Source organism: Cyclobacterium sediminis (genome assembly GCF_054781075.1).
Genome location: NZ_BAAGVC010000017.1, coordinates 1 through 19,555 on the forward strand (window position 1 = coordinate 1; position 19,555 = coordinate 19,555).

Genomic DNA, 19,555 nt, shown 5'->3' on the forward strand with positions numbered 1-19,555 from the left:
TCTCCTTGCATCTTCGGAGAACTTTTGTAATTCACTCATTTTGTCCGATTATAGGTTTACAATTTTTAATTAAATTGTGTCAACCTATTTCAGTACACGACCATCCGACCAATGATTCCCCGATCCCGGATTGGTTCGGGTAAATTTGGGCATAAAGTCAAAGGGATTTTGGGAATTGTTTGAGGCGTAGGTATCTCCCGTACCCCATATCCCCGGATCCTGCCCCATCAGTCCCAGCGGGTCACTGTAGCGTACCGGATTGTTAAACCCAAAATGAATAAGGGTTTAAGCCCGGAACCATAGTGGCAAGGGGAAGTATTTCCGATTCGCTAATTCGGCAGAATTCTCCCACAACTAAAAGTAGTTTTTATCCAAAGGATATACAAATAAATAATGCTGGTAATAAATAAAAGATCTAGGCTGTATATTCCAACCTTAATCAGACAGGGATCAAAATACTAAATTTTTATTTGCCATGAAGTGCTTAAGTAAGCCATTGCAAATGGCTTTTAAAGGATGACGATTTCAAAGGAGTTTAGGAATATGAGGGTGTAGAGGATTCTACACCCAGGTCGGGGGATTTTGCATGTTTGAGAACCATCAAGAAAATTCTGGTACAGCAGACATTTTTGTTGACCCACAAACCATCTGAGCCCAAAGACAGGATCGTTTCCCTTCACAAACCCTATGTCAGGCCTATAGTAAGGGGAAAAGAAAACAAACCTGTGGAGTTCGGAATGAATGTACACATGCTGCAGGTCGATGGGCTCTCTTTTATAGACAAGATGAGTTTCAGAAACTTCAATGAATGTAAAAGGCTGAAAACCTGCGTGGTGAAACACAAAAAAGTTTTCAAGGGAACATCACAGCTTGGCGCAGACCGAATATATGCCACCAACGAAAACAGAAGATACTGTACCGGAAACAGCATATTCACCTGCTTCCCGAAGAAGGGCCCAAAAAAATACTCAAAAGCAGAGAAGATACTCAGCAGCGAAATATCAAAGCAAAGGGCAACGGTAATGGAAGGTATTTTCGGAACCCACAAAGATCATTACGGGCTAAGAAAAATTAAAGTCCGGGGAGAAAAGCGGGAGATGTTGATGGTGCCTTTTGCAACCATGGCGGCCAATGCTGTAAAAATCGCAAAGAAAAGAAACCGGGAGGAGCCTGCACCCAGAGAGAAGGCAGCCTAAAGAGAAAAAAGATCAAAAAATCTTTATCGTGGGATACCTATGCCCAATGGATAAAAGGTCAAAGAAAACCTACCCAATGCCTCACCAAATTGCACTTTACCGTAGTCGAATTGTACTGCTGATCAGAAGATAAACACACAAAATAACCACGAATGAATTAGTTTACCCTTCCGTGGTCAAGTTTTATCGAATTTTCCAAGAAGCCCTGAATACTATTAACTTTCTCCGAACTTTTCTGAAATTCAACCATATAATAATTCTCTTCCAACTTCTTAGATTTTATTTTATCTCTCAAATTTAAATAGTAAAACTCAAATTCACCGTTAAATGGAAAATAATTTTTCAATAATAACTTCACCTTATTTTCACCTAACCATTCAGAATCTATCAATTTCATATTTAAGGCAGTGCACCTCTTTTTACCATATTCAAACATATCTAAGTACAAAATATCATTATTATATTTAAATTCTGTTGTCGTTACTAAATTATGGTATGTTTCCTTAATTAAGGTGTCATTTACTTCTTCACTGAAAACTCCAGATAAAAATGATGTATACGCTGAATAAGAAGTTGAATCTTTATCATAATGGTTCAATTTTGTAACAATTATACCCTTTTCATCAAACTCCTGACTTAAAAACAACTTATTTTCCTTATCAAAGTATTCAATTTTATCGATAGTAATATCATTTTCTTTAAAAACAAGCTTTATTTTTCCAAACTTACTATTTATTTCTACTGGTGACCCAACTTCAATATTAAAGGAATTAAAATTGCACCCAATAATAAGAGAACAAACGACAAAACTAAAATCTGATTTTTTATATATACCTTTCATATATTTCTCAATGATTATCTCTTTTATTACACTCCTAAATGAAAAGAAGGAATATATTAACTCCTTAAAAGGATTAACATATTAAGAAATGTCACTATACACTATAATAAAAATTCAATAAAAAATGAAGTAAAATAAGTTGACCCAGTTGACTAATGAAAAAATTAGGTTATAAATACCACTTGATTGGAAATATTTTTATTTAACCCTATCAGAATCAATACTCCTATTGTATACAAAATCAGTTTCTATTAAAGTATCATCCTCAGAAGGTTCATAAACCAATCTTATTTCATATTGTGGCCAATCATTTTTAAAATTATTAATTCTTAACCTCATATTGTATTTATCGATGAGTGTTTTATCAAAATCGAGAGAATCTCTAAAGTAAATTTCAATTTCCCCTTTAAATTTAAAGGGAAAGGTAATCAATGCTTCATATGAACTTGAATCAAAGATCTCATCCTCAAACACAGGAATAGGTGAATTAAAAATCTTTTCGCCTTCCATATAAACACTAGAATATATCGCATCATCATTTTCATACAACCTTTGAGATAAAGAGTAGGTATCATAAAAAAACTCAAAGGTATCTCCATGCCTACTTCCTTCTTTATACTTCACCTTTTTTTTAATTCTTCCTGATTCATCGTAAAGCAAGTACTCCCCATGCTTCTTCCCCGCAAGTGTTGGGATATACTCATTAATTAACCCAGTATCAAAATAACTGATTACTAATATACTATCTTTTCGTTTGGAAATCATCTTCTTAACATTTCCATTATCATGAAGTTCAATAATTAAATTTAGAGAATCATTTTTCAAAATGGATACAATATTACCTTCTATAGAAACTAAATTTCTTTTATCCTCACAGCTAAATGTAAATAGAATCAATATACTGAAACACAACTTACTTACTCCACTTTTTATTTTTATCATCTCTTAAATTAAATGACTCTTCTTCATTATTTGTTCTATAATCTAATGTATCTCCACCGACATCCATTTTAACTGATACCGTCCCATCAGAATGGTTTTTACCAGTACCACTAATGAAAATTGTATCCTTATTGGTATTTTTCTCTAATAATTTACTCCCAAAGTCAAACACTGCTACCCCAATTTCAACTCCCTGTACAAAATCCTCGTTCGCATTCTTAGAAGGGTCAACTCTCAAATAAGGAAGAATAAAAGAATCAACATTTATATCATTCTCTACCTTTCCTTTTCGAACCTTTGAATCATCGCCACTATATAGATTTGAGGAATGGGTATTTCCTGATCCACCGTTGCTAAGTTTATTGTCTACTGATACCAATAAATCAGTTAAAGATCTTTCAATATTTTTTATGGTTTTGTCAAAAGCTTTAAAACTATTTTCAATCCCATCTCTTACAAAAGCGAATTCACTTTCTACTTCTCTCTTAAAATACTTAGATGGGTCACAATTTTCACATGGCATCATCCCATCCGGATCAATAAACCTTATAGGGTTATCAAACACATAATTGTAGGGCGAATGTCTTGTCATCTTGTCCGCCATAGGATCCACCACTCCCCACCTACCCAATACCGGATTCCCGATGTTCGGGACAGGCTATACATCCTTGCTCCGTAATCCTAATACTCCAGCCCGTTGTCCTCGATCAGTTCCTTCCCATTGTACAAATACTTATTCTCCTTAACACCACCATATTCAAACCCCAGCCCAGCCAACTCCAATCCCCATGGATTCCTGAGTTTCTCAGGACAGGCTCCATGGGTCTCTTGAATGGACCAAGATGTTGTTCTTGAGGGACTAAAATCATCAAACCAATCTGTTAGACAGGCAGGCCTGACGGCATCAGCAGTTTAATTTCCAAGACAGTTTCCATGTATCTGGCTTATGAAATATACAAATTTTCTTCTAAAACCTCATGTTGGTTGGCGCAGGAATCTGAATTACATATTGATTTTAATATTTAAGAAATATTTCCTGTGTAAAAACTGAATTAATCAAAGAGTCTTTATCAGAGGGAATAATTTCTACATCTATTTTTATACTATTTTTTTCTATAGAATCCTTTTGAAATTCAACCAAATAATAGTTTTTTTCAATCTTCTTAGAAATTAATTTTTCCCTTGAGTTCAAATAATAGAATTCGAATTCACCTTCATACGGAAAATAATTTTTTAGTAACAAGTTCACCTTATTATCACTCACCCATTCCGAATCTAATAATTTCATATTTAAAGCATTGTACCTCTTTTCATCATGTTCATACATATCCAAATATAAAATATCATCCTTAACTTTGAACTCTCTCGTAGTCACTAAATTATGATACGTTTCCTTAGTTAAGGTATCATTAACTTTTTCACTTATAATTCCCGATAAAAATGAAGTATATGCTAAATTAGAAGCTGAATCTTTTTCATAATGATTTAATTTTGTAAAAATTAAACCATTATCATCAAACTCCTGCCTTAAAATAAACTTGTTCTCTTTATTGAAAATTTCAAGTTTATCGATCAAAATATCATCATGCTTTAATAAGATCCTTATTTCTCCTAACTCACCACTTAAAATTATTGGAGAATTTCCTTCTATATTGAAATAATTATTATTGCATCCAGCAAAAATAACACTAACAATTAAAATGACATATAAATTATTCATCTCTCTTTTCTTTAATACTATCCAAGGCTTTTTTACCTTCATTAACTCCATTTCCCGTTCCTGTAACTTGAATTGTATCATTACCAATAACTCTTTTATACCTTATACTCCTTCCAACTCCATTACTATAAGTTTTAACATCAAGAAAGATCGTGTCCTCTTTTATATTAGAATTTTTAATAATCGTTTCACCCGAATGTCTATCCTTAATCTTTCCTGAAATTTCTAATTCATTGGTTAAACCAAGTATAGCACTTAAAGCATTAGCAACCCTCTCCATAAATCCACCAGAAGGTGCACCTTTCCCAACTTCACCTAAACCATCCATATTTACAAAACCAGCTATTTTATCACTATTTGTCCCAGAATCTACAGGACCACTACTAAATTCTGTTTCAGTAATTATTCCTGCGGTTTGACTATTTACATTCTTAGTTCTTTCAGCTCCTAATAAACTTTGCAAATTCGATTTAATGAAATCAAAGTTTTTATGCATCTCCGAAACGAAAATAAATTCTGAAGAAGGTGGACAACAATTACCCGGCATCATCCCATCCGGATCAATAAACCTTATAGGGTTATCAAACGCATAATTGTAGGGCGAATGTCTTGTCATTTTATCCGACAAAGGATCCACCACTCCCCACCTACCCAGCACAGGATCATACATCCTCGCCCCGTAGTCATAATACTCCAGCCCGTTGTCCTCGATCAGCTCCTTCCCATTGTACAAATACTTATTCTCCTTAACTCCTCCATTTTGATATCCCAGCCCAGCCAACTCCAATCCCCATGGATCATAGTGGGTCTCTTGGATCACTATCGAGGGGGTACGGGAAATACTAAAATCATCGAACCAGACGTCGTCGGCTGTTTCATTTATCAAGACGGTTTCCATGTATCCATCTTGTGAAATATACAAATTTTCTTCTAAAACCTCATGTTGATTGGCGGCTTTTCTGCTTAGGGGCTGCTTGCCTACTTCGTAGCGGTTGCCATCACTGTCATAGAGGGCATAAAGTAAGTAAGCTTCCGGGGTTTGCTTTTGCTGTAGGTCTGTCGCCACTATACCAATCATATTTAATATCGTTATCGGGTTGGCAGCTCCTGCTTGCTGGGTACTTTTGGACAATTCATTGAGGTCATTGAGGATTTTACTTTTTCCTCCACTGCTTACAAACCCTGCCGGGTTTGTTTTTTGAAATAGCTGTTCCTCGTACTTGCCATATACACTTAGGTTAAGGCGATCTCCTGTAAATACCTCTTGCCTACTTGATGGGCCTAATATCCTTCCTCTTGCTGCATTTAGCCATGCAACTTTATCTCCACCCGGGGTTACATTGTGTTCCTGATCAGTTTGCCTGGAAGCACTTAGCCCAGAGAAATCTTCCTGCTCTTTCAGTACATGTTGGCTTTCCATGGTCGCCAACTTTGTCTCGGTTTTAGGCTGCCTAAGCACCTGTCGAACATTGCCTAGATGGTCTTTAACAAAATACTCATATTGATATACTCTGGATTCATAAGTTACCCGGCCTTCTTCATGGATCATATAATCCAAGTATCCGTTTAGAAACACCAGCTCTCCAATATAGTCTCTTGTTTTAGCCGAATTGTCTTGGTTCTCCTGAACCGTCTGGCTTAGCTTTTTCCCTTCTGCATCATAGGCAAAGTTAATTTTTCCTCCAGTAGAAAAAGTGATCTCTTCGGGCAAATTCAGGTGGTTGTAACTAATTTTAGTAATCCTCTTGTCGGGATTGGTGGTTTGGTTACCATTGGCATCATAGCTGTAATCTTCTTGAGACCCGGTATTGGGTTTAAAATCTTTCGCGGTATGGGTATTGGAAACCAACCCGTCTGTGACGCGTAACAATTTATTGGAATAGCTACCTCCTAAATCCTCATTGCTATCGTACTTGTAGGTCAAATCATCCACTTTTCCATAGGTATTATTTGACTTTTCGTTAAACCTAGCCATAGTCAATATATTACCATTGGCATCATAGCTGATTCCTTGGAGGGAATAATGGTTATTTTCCCCTGCTGCATTAAATTTTGCAGCTAACAGTCGATTGGCATTGTCATATTGGTAAGCAAAACTCCTAGCTTTACCATTCTGCCCCACCCATTCTATGCCGGCAATATTGCCATTATAATAACTCTTCTCACTACCGGTATGGTAATAGAGTTTTTGTTTGAATATCCCCATTTCATTGCTACCTTGGCTATTTAGCCAGCCTCTAATATTATAGTCATAGGTTTGACTGATAGCTGATTGGCCCGGAAATGATTTGGAAACAAGTTGCCCGAGGTCATTATAAGCATAAGCAGCCAGGGTAACAGCAGGATCGGATCCAATTTTATGTGTTATCGAGGCAATTTGACCGGTAACATTGTAGGTAAATGTTCGGAGGATATCGGGGATTTCAACCCTACTGCTTGAAAGCAAAGTATGAGTAGGTTGACCCTCAAAATTATAAGCAGTCGAATTCAACACTGTTCCCCCAAGCTGGTCTTCAGCGATTGTTTGAATCACTCGCCCTTCCTCATCGTAATATATAGCGGTGGTATAAAATTCCCCGGTTTCCAAGTTTTTCACCTTTTTACCTGTCTGTAAACCGTGAATTCTTGTAGTAGGCTGAGGGGTAAAAGGTAAACCATGGTCAACATAGGAAAATTCACTTAAGAATTCATAGGAATCGTAATAGTTGACAGTCAAGATATCGCCTTCATCTTCCGGCCAAGCCCCAACCTTGCCTGAACTTCCCGTTCCAATCTGAGCAGTGAATTTTTGGTTTCTTTTGGCTTTCATAGCAAATCCGGGTTTTAGGCTGATGGATTTTTCAGCCACATATTCTTGATACCCATCGTATTTACCGGAAGTTATCCTAGATCCTGTTTTTACCTTAGCTGTATTGGCCTTTACTGAGGCTTCATTTGAAGGCATCTCATTGAGATTGTTTTGGATTGTAGCCCTGTCATCATTTGAGCTGGTCATTCCGGTCATCACTACCCTTCCTAGTCCATCATATTTTGTAAAGAGCCACTGTTTTGGGCTTTCATTCGCCATATTGGCATCCTGAATACCTACCAACCGGTCTTGATTGTCATATACCATGGATTCCAAACCTTTTCCGGGTATGTATTTTTCTACCATTCGCCCCCTTTTATCGTAGGTATAATGAAAATATTGTTCCTTAGCCAGGCTTGTATTGGTACTGATATCAGTACTCCAGTTTGCATCGGCAAGAATTTGGGTGGCCCTGGGAGGAATGACCACGCTTAACCTTGAGAAAACATCGTAAACATAGTAGGTACAAAGCCAACCCGAATGGCCTTCATCTGTTGGTGCCGCAGTATCCTGCACTTTTTTTAACACTACTCTATCTAGTTTATCCGTGTAGGTGAGGGTACTTTTGTCGTCTTCATCCACAGTGATCTCTACCCACAGATCATTGGCACGAAAAGTTAAACTGCTTTCGGGAAGTCCAGTCTGATTTACGGTAAATACACGAATAGCTTCTTCCGTAGTATTGGGCCTTCTATAAAATTTCAGCTCTTTACCGGACCCCATTTTCCAAGCATTTCCTTGCGCTGCTTGTTTGCTGACTCTATTTAAAGGTGAAGCTTCAAAATCTTTTTCTACATAGCCTGAGGGATTTGCTCCATATAGGGACGAATAATAAGCATTTTGTTCATTAATAGCGGCAGGGCGAAAATCTCCGGGTTTTTGTCCGTTGGTAATAGAGAAAGGGAGCCATTCCTTGGGCTGCATACCAAATTCATCATAAACGACAGGTACAATCAAATCCTTGCCCGAAACAGTGCTTTCTTTTCCCACTGTCTGCATTGTCCGACCAAGTCCATCATGATAAACGAATTGCTTTTGAGATTGGCTTGAATTAACCGACACAATAGTCATTTCATCCAGCCCGGCTTTTTTTGCCGTATATTTCTTCACATAATTATGGTTGGCAACTATCGCTTTTACCGGTACCTTAGGTGTCATACACCCGGAAGAGGTATGAACATATGCCAAGTAGTAAGTAGTCGTTGCGGAGATCGTAGGTGTGGTGAAACTTTTGGATGTCCCTAGTTGAGTATTTTGGTCGGAAGCAAACCATCGGTATTCAAAACCTGCAGGTGCAGGAGACGCTGTAAGTTCTACTGAACCGCTCTCAAAGCGTGAGACATTTACTGCTGAAGCTTCTATTTCCTCACAAGGGTTTATGTTGGGTACCCGTATTGGTAGGTTGTCATTAAAATTCCCATCAAAGGTCATGAACTGATAGGTCAAAATAAAAGAACCGGCTGAGTTGAAGGTTATGCTTATGGAATTATAGGTCTCATAATTGATCGTTGCATCAGGAACAGACCACATACTTCCAATCCCATTGTTTGGATATACCATAGTGGAACCATTCCAGAAATTAACTTCAAATAGGGCTGTTTCACCTATACTAACAGTAGTCGGGCCAATTATTTGAACCTGAGTGACCTCTTGGCCAAATACATATTGCCCGTATACACAGATTAAAAGTGAAAAGACATAAGGCTTCATTTTGCATCCTTCTTAGTAAAATACAACTCATGGATTTGTCCACGACGCGCCTTCATTGGTATCAATAAAATCCCATCTTTTCCGTTAACTCGAATGGAATAACTGGTCTTTATTCCATTGATCTCAATAGCTAACTGCGATGTACCTTCAATTTCCCATTTACCGTTGACAATATTCTGTCTTTTACCCATTACCCATTGGGCAGTAAAAATCCCGTCCTCTGAAAAAATAAATGACCTGGACTTAATGGCTTGTTTCATTGCTTCTGATTCAGCCGTTTTGGTCATTGAATCTTTTGCCGAAATGCCGTAATTTATTGCTGACAGCTGATTTACAGAATCCGTTTGCCAATATCCAATTAGGTTTTGGGCATCAATTGCCTCTATCTTTTGTGCAGCTACAGGACTTACAGCGATAAGAAAAACTACTAGAATAAATAAGATTAATTTTTTCATCGCACCTACACTTTAAGGATTCAATCCACTTGTTTGATAGTTGTACTCATAAAGTTCCTTTAACTGACCTTGATCATCTCTGATTGCTTTCAAACGCCCCTGGTAGTCGTATTGGTAATGCAAGGTGTAATTTCTAGCATCTGTCTTAGATGTCAGCCCAACCAAAGGATCATAGGTATAGGTGGTCATTCCGGCATCAATTGGGTGTAGCCGCAATTCATCCAAATGCAAACCGTTTCCTTCAATGCTAAGCTTATTTTCAGTAACTATCCTTTGGATTAACTTCCATTTATTGTCTAATTCCTCTGTCTGTCCCATAAACTCCCAATTGGCTGAACCATTGGCCCTTTTCACCCAAAATGTAAGCAAATATTTTTCACTTGAACTAGCCTCTATTCCCGACTTTGAGATACTTCCTGTTCCCAAATCATAATACCTACCACCTGTTCTGGAGCCTATAGAAGAAACGGAATTACCCATAAAAGTCCACCCTCCTTTCTCTTGCGTTTCAAATGATGTGTAAGAAATTTGATCAGGACGGGAGTTAAGCACCTCACATACCGGTAATTTTTCAGTAGAATCCCATAGAATTGCCCTATTATTTTGACCTAACTCTTCTATTTGGTTAATATTAAATGCTTGATCGTAGCCAAGTTTGGTCTTTTTTACAAAAGACTCATGAAATGAAATTCCGTCTACTGAGTGGGGAAAATTTTTTATTGGAGCATCTGTTTCTAGATGTAGAATTTCATCCAATAAAACCTCTCCTGATTTAATTTTCCATTTTCTTGCCTGCCCACTAATTACCCCATTTTTCACAGATTTAACCGATTCTATTGGATCACTAATCATATTTTTGTTTAACAATGCATTAATCTCTTGAGAAGGCTTTTCATACTCCAAAGGGTACTTATACTCTTCACTTTCAAATCCCCAATTAGAATTGACTACCGTTCGTCTTCGAAGTTGATGAAATGCATTGTATTGATAAGAGCGTTCAACCGTTAATTCAGAATCATCTGAAAATAATTTATCCATTTCATAGGCTGGTTTAAAAGACTCAGATTCTATAGAAAATGCTGTAGTTTCTCTTAGCGTTACAGGCAGAAATGGAGGCATTGATCCATTGTTTTGAAATTGTAATATAAATTTTATAAAAGGGAAAGATTGCCACACTTTTACCGGCGATCCCGATTTGAGGGTTTTATACCCAAGCACCCTTTTACTCTCAACCACATTTCCAAAATTATCTGCCTGAGTCTTTGCTATTAATTTACCTCTTTTATAATCATAACTCTTTTTAATAACAAGCGGCATTTCATAGGGATTATTCTGCAAACCGATTTGATCCGGATAATCATAAAAAGAAGTAAATTTATGGATTGTTTCACCATTACCATCAATTTTTTCAACAACCCTTTGATAACCTATGGGTCGGCTTTGCGTCATGGATAGGGGAAAAGCTGAGTGGGAAAAAGCTTTAACACCTGTAGCAAAAATATCGGAGCCTTGACTTCCTGATGTAAAAGGAGCATGATATTTTAAATCACTTCCAGCTACGCCGGATGAAAGATCAACATTACCTTCTTGGGTATATTCGAATTTCCTTATGATGGGAAGATTAAATTGGTCAACATCATGAATTTCAGCAACACGTATACCACCTCCAATTTTTTTTGTTATTGAGCCTTCTTCCAATAACCTGTATTTTAACTTGACTTTGACATCTATTTCACCGGTATATTGAGGAATATATTTGGTTAGATCAAAGATTCCTGTAAAATTGAAGTTCCAAGGAGTTAGCACAGAAGCGCAGGGTTCGATATTGTCGCCATAGGCAACCCCACCTGTACTGCATTCATACCACAGCTGAACTTGTGCTAAAGGATTTAAAGTTACTGAAGACGCTATAGATGAATCAATATAATTCCATGCGGACCATCCATCCTCTTCCAAAGGAGTCTCATTAATAAAACTATAGTCATTGGGCTCATAAAAAAACTGCCTGCTCCCCCCTGTGGGCCAAGTAATTTTGTTTAAAACACCGTATTTCATTTTTCCCCTATCAGGATCTTTATTAATTCCCGGATAGGTCTTATCTTGAAAAGTTTGCGAACTAAATGAAAAAGTAGGAATCAATCCTGTACCAATATTACCTGCCCCATTAAAATATCCCCAATGGTCTGTATCTCTACTACTATACCCGGGTAGCAAGTGCATGTTGTTATATTCAAAAGAATAAACTTGATCCTTGTCTACAATTAATTTTTTCAATGTTAACCTTTGGCTGGGCTTGTCGATAAATTCAAGAGCAAACCTTCTTTTAATCTCATTTTGATTGTTCTTTAAGAGTATTGAATCTAATTTGAATGAAGAAAATAAATACTCCATGGCAGGATGGGGCATATCCTTACGAACCGAAGTAAAAAACTCAAGTCTTCCATTCTCAAACAATATTCTTTTTAAATTATGCCTGTAGTTTCTACTTATCGTTTGACCTCTATTCTCAGGAAAGCCTCCCATATTAGTTAAACTCCCATTGCCAAGAAAAATATTGCTTCCATGATGGGTATAATAACCTATTGCTGTGGACTGGTATTCATAGAGAGATGATGAGGTATCAAAGTTTGAATAATCATACTCAAAAAGAATTTCATCATTTAAATTCGGAGAGACTATTTTTGTCAGATACCAGCTTGTGACTATATCTTTTACATCCCCGGAACCACCTTCCTGGGTAAAAGTGGCAGATTCTGATTTTGATAATTCTAATTCTTCAAAATAATAAATCACCCCATTTTCATCTGTAATTTTCCACTTTTTAAAACCACTAAAACGGAAGATAACAGAACCGAAGTTTTTGAAGATAGAACCTTTATCCACCAATTCAATTTTGATATTGGCATAGGGAAGAGTTCTTATTCCTCCATCGTTATCAAAAAAGAACTTTCCTGATTTTCCATTAAAATTATAATAAAACATATCGGGCATTCCATCTACAAGCCCTACTCTTTGACTTTCTAAATAATTATCTGATGGATTAGGCCAATTATCTTTTAATAAATGTCCTGTATAGTAAAAACCAATAGATTCTTCATCATCATTTATTCCTCCAATTGCTCTCGTGATAACACCTCCTACATTTAAAGACCAACCGGAGCCCACCCAGTTGGGGAATTCATTGACTTTAACCCCTCCTGTAAAATAGGACAAATCAACATTGGCATGAAGCTCCTTTGAATCAACAGTATACAATGGAATTCTAATATCAGGAATACCGGTATAATGATTAACAGTGGAAGGAGTATAATTTACTAATGAATAGGCATTAGGTGATGGGAAAGTTACATGTTGGTCTTGAGAAAAACCAAAATTACTTACTGTTAAACAGAAAATAAAAATACAAAAAGACCGTATAAAAACACTAGTTAAATTATCTCTTTCCATATTCCTCAAACTATAAAAAATTTGCAAATAATTAGATTGAAATATTCAATTATAAATTAAAATAATAAATAAAAACAAAAAAAACAATTTAGATAAAATAAATTAAAATATATAAATCATTTTATTCAATTAAATTAACTCTATAAAAACACCAATAATTAGGCTATTTATCTGCTAATTATGAATTCAAATTATGTAAAAACATATACGCTACTTACAAAAAAGACATCTCCATCTCTTCAAAAAAAACATTTGGGGCAAGCTTAGTAAATCCCCAGCTTCACCCTCCTAAAATGAAATTGATTGGCATAGATGGTGGCATTGGAGGTGCTGTCATTTTTGTTATTGTAAAGGCTTTCTGCCCTTAGCCAAAGGTCCAGTGTTTGGTTTTGGAGCCTGTCTTTTGAGAGGGTCATTGGTGTAAGCTCAGTAGTAGCGCTGGCCTGATTTTGTCGCTCCAGGTAGTGCATGTTGTTTACGCTTGTATAAGGCTGTGCAGGATGGTTGAGCAGGTAAGTGGGGTGAAAGGTATTGGTGTCTTTGGGGGCCAGGCCCTGTGGCAGGCGAAGGTAGAGCAGTACCTCCTCTCCTGCTTCCCAGATGCCATTGCCATTGCCTTCTCCGCCCGTCAAAGCTTTGAAAACAATGCTATCCATTCCCTGCTGGTACATCGGCACCTCGGGCACCGTCCTTCCATCCAGAAGGATCAGGTCTTTTTTGGGGCTGTAGATGGCTTTGGGGGCAGCAAAAGCCATGATCCTAAGGGTATCGGCCACTTGCTGGTCAGCCCTGATCACAAAGTCCACCCCGGCCACAAAGCTGGAATCGGAATAGCGCCCAAAGGTAAACTGAAAGGCCTGCTTGCTATCGATCGCTTCCTTGCCTGCCAGGGCTGAGATGGTGATTTTATCCGGGCTTATTTGTAAATCCGAATGCCGGCTGATCGGGATGATCTCGATTTCTTTTGCGAGGGCATTGCCTATATTGACCAGGGAGAAAGGCAGGCTTTCTGCTTTCCCCTCTTCAAAGTAAAAATGCTCCTGGTTGTTGGGGAACACCATTCCTAGTTGGGCTTCTGGCTCAGCTTCCCTGTTGATCCCCAGCCAATGGCCTCCTCCGGACAAGGGAAAGGCCAGCTTACCTTCTTGGTCTGCCTTTATCAGGCTGTCGGCTTCAAAAGCGCGGGTGGAAAGGTTAAACTGTCGGAGAAGGTAATTTTCCCCGGGTGCATAGCCTCCTGCCGTACTTACAGCAATGCTTTCTTCCTGGACAATGGGTCCATCAGGAATAAAGGTACGGGACAGCAGCTTTATTTTATTGGCATTGGCATGGGTTATTAGGCTTAGGGCCGGACTTTCCCGCTTGATCTCAAAGGTATTGCCATACTGGTCGAAACGATCAAAACCGGGGTTTACATGGCTCCATTTGGCAGGGATAGCAGGAGACTTGGCAAATTCATTGCGGTGAAAATCCAGTTGTTGCTCGGTATCTGCCGCCCAGTGGTTGGGATAGTCTGCGGTATGGGTTTCAAAATGGCTAAGGTCAGCACTTCCAAAAAGCTGGGTCATGTGCCAATTGTTGTACTTGAGCCAGTCCCCATCGGTCTTGGTCAGACGCACGGCCAAACCTTTGAGTGAGCGGTGCATTTCCAGGATGGGAAAAACCACCTGTTTGCCCTTGGGACCATAGTAAGGATGGTTATTGGCAGGGTCGAAAGCACTGACGGAGGCCACCAGATCCTTGTTTTGCCCAGCCACATAGTAGGCCGTCAAGCCGCCCATACTTAAGCCTGTAATGCCTCTTTTGCTGCGGTCGGGTATGCTTCGGAAATTTTGGTCTACATGCTGTACCAGCTCCCGGAAATGGGCACTAAAATCCCATCCCCAATGTTCCCGTTCGGTTTCATGGGCACGTACATAATCATAAGGCAGGGCATTGCCATAGGGTATGCCTTCCCGTTCTTTTTTGCCGGGAGAAAGGTTGGGTTCATAGCCATCCCAGGTGACGATGATCAGGCCTTTTTCCCTGGCATATTTTTCCCATTCCATCACAAAGGGAGGTTCTAACCTACCGTTTTCCGGATAATGCACATCGTCTTCCAAGTCATAAGCATCCCATTTGTACCTGCCTCCATAGCCATGAAAATAATACACCACCGGGTATTGCTTCTCCGGTTGCTCGGCATAATCTCCCGGCAGGTAAATCCTGTAATTTCGCTCCGTGGCAAAAGCATCACTGTAGAAAGCAATGTCTTGGAAAGGTTCGGTTTTTGGGGTTTCGCAAGCCAGGAAGCTTAGCAAGATTAGGAGTTGAGTGAATCCTTTGCAGGAGAGTAGGTGGCTGAGTGGCTGGGTGAAGGGCATAGTGGCGTTTTGATTTTTGTTTGAACCTGTATGTTAGGTTGATTTTGTCAGTATTGTTGCGAAAAAAAGGCAACAATACCGACAAAATCGATTGATGTTTAATTTCGATTTCCGTGGGTTGACACCACACGGTTATTATTATTGAAGCCCTTCAGGCTTCTTCGGGTTCTGTAAATTGGGCTTTATAATCTTGATAAAATCGTGAACGTTACTCTCTCTATAATGAATCATTACAATAATCCAAACCAAAATCGATAGACATTAATCCCACTACCTAATATAGCAGTATCGTTGTGATTTTGTCAGCATTGTTGCGGAAAAAAAGGCAACAATACCGCCAAAATCGTGGCATTCCTATTGATTTACCAGGGGCTTACACCCCTGGCTTTGGTATTTCGCCCCTCCAGGGCTTTGTCTAGATTCAATGTTATTTACCCTTGGTCACTGCGTTAAGTGCAAAATTTAATTTCCAAGGAAAGGGTGGCATTGTTCTTTGAACTTAAATTGCGAAAATTATTCAAAAATGAACTGTCCAATATTCCACATCATCCTTTAATGCTTTGAGTCTAGCTGCCCTCTTATTGGTTAATTATTTACTATACTACTTCCTCCTACCTGAAAGGATTGGTGCCCCATTCGTATCTTTTTTCCGGATCGAAATCCGGATTGGGTACGGGGTTTTGGGCATTGGTGGCGACTTGCCATTTCTTTAAGGCCTTCTTCATTTCGGCCAACTTATCAGGATAACTGAATTTCAGATCTGTCATTTCTATGATATCGTACTTCAGGTTGTACAAGTCAAATTCGCCGGTAACCAGATTTTCTATTATTTTCCAATCTCCCTTTCTCAGTGCAGACATGGGCACCTCATGGTGGTAAACAGGGTAATGGGTAAACACTTCCCTCTCCGGATCAAATTTATTTGCTGTTAAAGGCGAAACCATTGAAACCCCATCCAAGACTTGACCTTGCGGCTCCTTGCCTTGGCCCAATTCCAAAAAGGTAGGATAAAAATCCACGCTGGAGACGATGGCTTCGGAATTACTCCCTGCCTTTACCTTTTCCGGCCAGCGCACAATTAAAGGTACGCGAATTCCTCCTTCATAAAGCGTTCCTTTTCCCGCTCTAAAGGGCGCATTGGAAGTGGCAATATAACGCAAGGGATGCTCTTCGGGATAGACCTCTTTGCTCTCTCCTCCCAACAATGGAATATTGTCAAAACGGTTGTCCACTCCTCCATTGTCAGAATAGAAGATAAATACGGTATTGTCCATCAAGCCTTTTTCCTCAACTGCCTCCATTATGGCCCCCACACTTTCGTCAATATGGGTAATCATGGCTGCATACACCGCATTGCTTGGGTAGTCCGGATCTTTGGGCTTGTTGAGGTATTTATCGATCAGGTCCCTATCTGCATCCAACTGTACATGCACATCATAATGCGAAATAAAAAGAAAGAAAGGCTCCTTTTTATTCTCCTCAATAAAGTCAACGCCCATGCGTGTGAGCGTTTGGCTCAATCGCTCATTTTCTTTGGTTTGGTATTCGGGTACAAACTTTGGATGATAAAAACCACCACCCGCATACATATAGGCTTCATCATAGCCTCGGCTATTGGGCAAGTGCTCGGGATTGTTTCCCAGATGCCATTTTCCAAAATAACCGGTATTGTAACCTGCAGCTTGCATGGCATTGCCGATGGTTGAGATTTTATCAGGAAGGTGTTGCACCGGATGATGGGGAACGGTTACTTCCTCATTGGGTCGCCAGTGCCCCGGTATAAAATCGAAAATACCTACCCTCGCAGGATACTGACCTGCCTGTATACTGGCCCGGGTAGGCGAACAAACAGGTGCTGCATAAGCATTGTGAAACAACATTCCCTGGCTGGCCAATTTATCGATATTAGGTGTTTCATTGAATCGATTGCCATAAGCAGGCAGGTCTCTACCCCCCAGGTCATCGGCCATAATCAACACAATATTGGGTCGGTCCTGAGCAGTCGCAATAAAGGCGCTGAAAACAAAAATCAGCAGGATAATAGTATTCAATAATTTAATCATCGGGTAAATGGTTATTTGGGCAGTGATTGATTTCGTTTTTGAGGGTAGGCTTTCGCTTGTAAATTAAAGCAAAGGAAATCTGTCTGAATCAATAAAAAGCATTAACCCAATACAAAGCTTGCCAGCAATTTTTGAACCTCATAAACATCCACAGATTTATTGAATTTCTTACTTACGGCGGGTTGATGGTCACTTGAGATCCAAATCTTTAATTCCGCATCCAGGTCAAAAGTCCCTGCGGTCTCTATACTGAACCTGGAAATGCTCTTATAGGGCAAGGAAAGGTATTCAGATTTCCTTCCGGTAAGCCCTTGTTTGTCCACCAATATCAGTCGCTTACTGGTAAAAATAAAAGTATCCCTGATCAATTTAAAGCCTGTTTCGATTTGCTCATCAGGGATTAAAATTTTTCCAAAGTCCTTTTGCAGCGTTTCTTTATTGACTGTTCCGGCATTGCCTAATAATGAATTGAATAATCCCATACAATTGGTTAATTGAGTATTTGGTTTGCTTGTTATTAGTGAATTAAATTTAGTAAATATTGTGCAGAATAAGGTTTTATCGAAAGGATTATCTCTGAACGGTTCTGAATTAAGTTACAGGGTTGGCGGAAAGAAGTACTTTTTACAGGTATTATCATAAACCATGGCCTTTTATCGCTTCAGACAGCTTAGTTATATGGCAGTTTTATTTCAATATCCTTCTATCAAACAAAAAATCGCTAACAGCAGCTATTGTTATTTTCTTAAAATGCTTGTGATAGGGGTTTATTAAAAAATTAAAATCTCCCGATACAACCGCTGAAGGCACCTTCAAAACACAAAAATCTAATGCTTCTATAAATTCATCTCCAATTTTCTGGGTACTGGCATTTGGTGGATGATTGTTCCAGTATTCAGGAATATCTTTTTGTTCCAATACTTTAATTTGGATATCATCAGGAATATCAATCTCAACCATTACATAATCACTGGGTAAAGTCGCTAAAGTCAAATGTACAGCCACTTCAGCCATTGCCAAGGCCCTACTTTCCGCTGAATAGATTATTTCTGTACCCTTTGAATTCCATCTGTTTCCAGATTTAGCTGCTCCTTTTCCGCTTAACGAATTTGAGTATTTCTTCTTTGATAATCTATAAACGATCATTAAGCAAAAATCCCTTGATCTATTCTATTCAATTCAGCCATTACCAATTCTTTGCCATAAGAATCTTTCAATAATTCGGCAGGTTTTAAACTACCTAAGGCATATGACGGCGTGTTAAGCCATAGGTAAAATTGTTCAGTGGAATCAAACACTTCATTACCAAAATTTGTCACTTCGGCCAACTCTATTATTTTTTCTGTATGTATTGGTTTAAATACATAATTGGCTTCATTTTGATGCCTTTGTAAAGTTTTCTTTGACAAGTTTAAGTATTCCGCCCAGTCATCTTCTGAGAAAGGGGTTACTTCTTTGATTACACGGAATAAATTGTATGGAAACCCTTCCCTAATAGCTTTGATAATAAGCATTTTATTTTCAAAAAAGTCAGTATAGGTAAAGTCTTTGGATTGAATTTCGAATGTAGAAGAATCCCCTATTTCCTTAACATAAACCTTAATCGCCTTATTTATAGCCTTTAAAACGGCAGCATGTTTTTTTTGTTCTTGAGCAATCATAGCACAGACATTTGTACTTCAATATAAGACAATTGTCTAAAACTTCAAAACTTGACGGCGTATTTTTCTATGGGGCCCGGCTGTAAATAGTCACCTGCATTAGCACTTAACTTTGTAAGACTGCCTGATGGCCTTCGGTTTCTTTTACGAGAATTTATACTATCTCAAGCTGATATATTAGAATGTTTGCGTCAGAAATCCCCTTGCCCCCTTTACAAAGAAAGGGGGATTTTGTGCTTTTCAGATTGACGATTTCGTCGCTGATTTTGAATTTCCTTAGACCATTTCAACTACATCAATTGCGCTTTT

Annotated in this window: 13 protein-coding genes; 1 reads left to right on the forward strand and 12 read right to left on the reverse strand. The window is 38.6% G+C overall.

The features are described 5' to 3' along the window. Positions 1-590 precede the first annotated feature (590 nt). Positions 591-1,196, forward strand: coding sequence for a transposase family protein (locus tag ACYVHJ_RS14785; RefSeq protein ID WP_460516011.1), 606 nt, complete (start codon positions 591-593; stop codon positions 1,194-1,196). 157 nt (positions 1,197-1,353) lie between these two features. Here ACYVHJ_RS14785 and ACYVHJ_RS14790 read toward each other — a convergent pair whose 3' ends face one another. The 12 genes from ACYVHJ_RS14790 to parS form a co-directional block, all read right to left on the reverse strand. After that, positions 1,354-2,037 (reverse strand): hypothetical protein, encoded by a 684-nt coding sequence (locus ACYVHJ_RS14790; protein ID WP_460516013.1) that lies wholly within the window; start codon positions 2,035-2,037, stop codon positions 1,354-1,356. A 198-nt stretch (positions 2,038-2,235) separates the two neighbouring features. Next, complete coding sequence (locus ACYVHJ_RS14795) at positions 2,236-2,979, reverse strand: toxin-antitoxin system YwqK family antitoxin (protein ID WP_460516015.1); 744 nt, start codon at positions 2,977-2,979, stop codon at positions 2,236-2,238. After that, positions 2,951-3,571, reverse strand: a complete 621-nt coding sequence (locus ACYVHJ_RS14800) for a hypothetical protein (RefSeq protein WP_460516017.1) — start codon at positions 3,569-3,571, stop codon at positions 2,951-2,953. Before ACYVHJ_RS14800 ends, ACYVHJ_RS14795 begins: the two co-directional genes overlap by 29 nt. A gap of 423 nt (positions 3,572-3,994) precedes the next feature. Next, positions 3,995-4,699 (reverse strand): hypothetical protein, encoded by a 705-nt coding sequence (locus ACYVHJ_RS14805; protein ID WP_460516019.1) that lies wholly within the window; start codon positions 4,697-4,699, stop codon positions 3,995-3,997. Beyond that, positions 4,692-9,257, reverse strand: coding sequence for a DUF6443 domain-containing protein (locus ACYVHJ_RS14810; protein ID WP_460516021.1), 4,566 nt, complete (start codon positions 9,255-9,257; stop codon positions 4,692-4,694). The genes ACYVHJ_RS14805 and ACYVHJ_RS14810 overlap by 8 nt, the downstream gene beginning before the upstream one ends. Further along, entirely contained in the window at positions 9,254-9,712 is a 459-nt protein-coding gene (locus ACYVHJ_RS14815; protein WP_460516023.1) for a hypothetical protein, read from the reverse strand. The genes ACYVHJ_RS14810 and ACYVHJ_RS14815 overlap by 4 nt, the downstream gene beginning before the upstream one ends. A 12-nt stretch (positions 9,713-9,724) precedes the next feature. Continuing rightward, on the reverse strand, positions 9,725-13,159 hold the full coding sequence (locus tag ACYVHJ_RS14820) for an RHS repeat domain-containing protein (protein ID WP_460516025.1): 3,435 nt from the start codon (positions 13,157-13,159) through the stop codon (positions 9,725-9,727). A 263-nt stretch (positions 13,160-13,422) separates the two neighbouring features. Next, positions 13,423-15,522, reverse strand: coding sequence for an alpha/beta hydrolase-fold protein (locus tag ACYVHJ_RS14825; RefSeq protein WP_460516027.1), 2,100 nt, complete (start codon positions 15,520-15,522; stop codon positions 13,423-13,425). 611 nt (positions 15,523-16,133) lie between these two features. After that, positions 16,134-17,585, reverse strand: a complete 1,452-nt coding sequence (locus tag ACYVHJ_RS14830; RefSeq protein ID WP_460516029.1) for a sulfatase — start codon at positions 17,583-17,585, stop codon at positions 16,134-16,136. 101 nt (positions 17,586-17,686) lie between these two features. Continuing rightward, positions 17,687-18,067, reverse strand: a complete 381-nt coding sequence (locus ACYVHJ_RS14835) for a PH domain-containing protein (protein WP_460516031.1) — start codon at positions 18,065-18,067, stop codon at positions 17,687-17,689. A gap of 205 nt (positions 18,068-18,272) precedes the next feature. Further along, the gene (locus tag ACYVHJ_RS14840; protein ID WP_339905529.1) at positions 18,273-18,731 is read right to left on the reverse strand and encodes an RES family NAD+ phosphorylase; all 459 of its coding nucleotides are present in this window, start codon (positions 18,729-18,731) and stop codon (positions 18,273-18,275) included. Next, positions 18,731-19,246: a type II RES/Xre toxin-antitoxin system antitoxin gene (gene parS / locus ACYVHJ_RS14845; protein ID WP_339905528.1), complete on the reverse strand. Its 516-nt coding sequence runs from the start codon at positions 19,244-19,246 to the stop codon at positions 18,731-18,733. The genes ACYVHJ_RS14840 and parS overlap by 1 nt, the downstream gene beginning before the upstream one ends. Between the last annotated feature and the right edge of the window lie 309 nt (positions 19,247-19,555).

Excerpts from the sequence above, each read along its gene's own strand:
- ACYVHJ_RS14825 (WP_460516027.1), bottom strand. The coding sequence starts at position 15,522 with ATGCCCTTCACCCAGCCACTCAGCCACCTACTCTCCTGCAAAGGATTC.
- ACYVHJ_RS14800 (WP_460516017.1), bottom strand. The coding sequence starts at position 3,571 with ATGACAAGACATTCGCCCTACAATTATGTGTTTGATAACCCTATAAGG.
- ACYVHJ_RS14815 (WP_460516023.1), bottom strand. The coding sequence starts at position 9,712 with ATGAAAAAATTAATCTTATTTATTCTAGTAGTTTTTCTTATCGCTGTA.
- ACYVHJ_RS14840 (WP_339905529.1), bottom strand. The coding sequence starts at position 18,731 with ATGATCGTTTATAGATTATCAAAGAAGAAATACTCAAATTCGTTAAGC.
- ACYVHJ_RS14810 (WP_460516021.1), bottom strand. The coding sequence starts at position 9,257 with ATGAAGCCTTATGTCTTTTCACTTTTAATCTGTGTATACGGGCAATAT.
- ACYVHJ_RS14835 (WP_460516031.1), bottom strand. The coding sequence starts at position 18,067 with ATGGGATTATTCAATTCATTATTAGGCAATGCCGGAACAGTCAATAAA.
- ACYVHJ_RS14795 (WP_460516015.1), bottom strand. The coding sequence starts at position 2,979 with ATGATAAAAATAAAAAGTGGAGTAAGTAAGTTGTGTTTCAGTATATTG.
- ACYVHJ_RS14790 (WP_460516013.1), bottom strand. The coding sequence starts at position 2,037 with ATGAAAGGTATATATAAAAAATCAGATTTTAGTTTTGTCGTTTGTTCT.
- ACYVHJ_RS14830 (WP_460516029.1), bottom strand. The coding sequence starts at position 17,585 with ATGATTAAATTATTGAATACTATTATCCTGCTGATTTTTGTTTTCAGC.
- parS (WP_339905528.1), bottom strand. The coding sequence starts at position 19,246 with ATGATTGCTCAAGAACAAAAAAAACATGCTGCCGTTTTAAAGGCTATA.
- ACYVHJ_RS14820 (WP_460516025.1), bottom strand. The coding sequence starts at position 13,159 with ATGGAAAGAGATAATTTAACTAGTGTTTTTATACGGTCTTTTTGTATT.
- ACYVHJ_RS14805 (WP_460516019.1), bottom strand. The coding sequence starts at position 4,699 with ATGAATAATTTATATGTCATTTTAATTGTTAGTGTTATTTTTGCTGGA.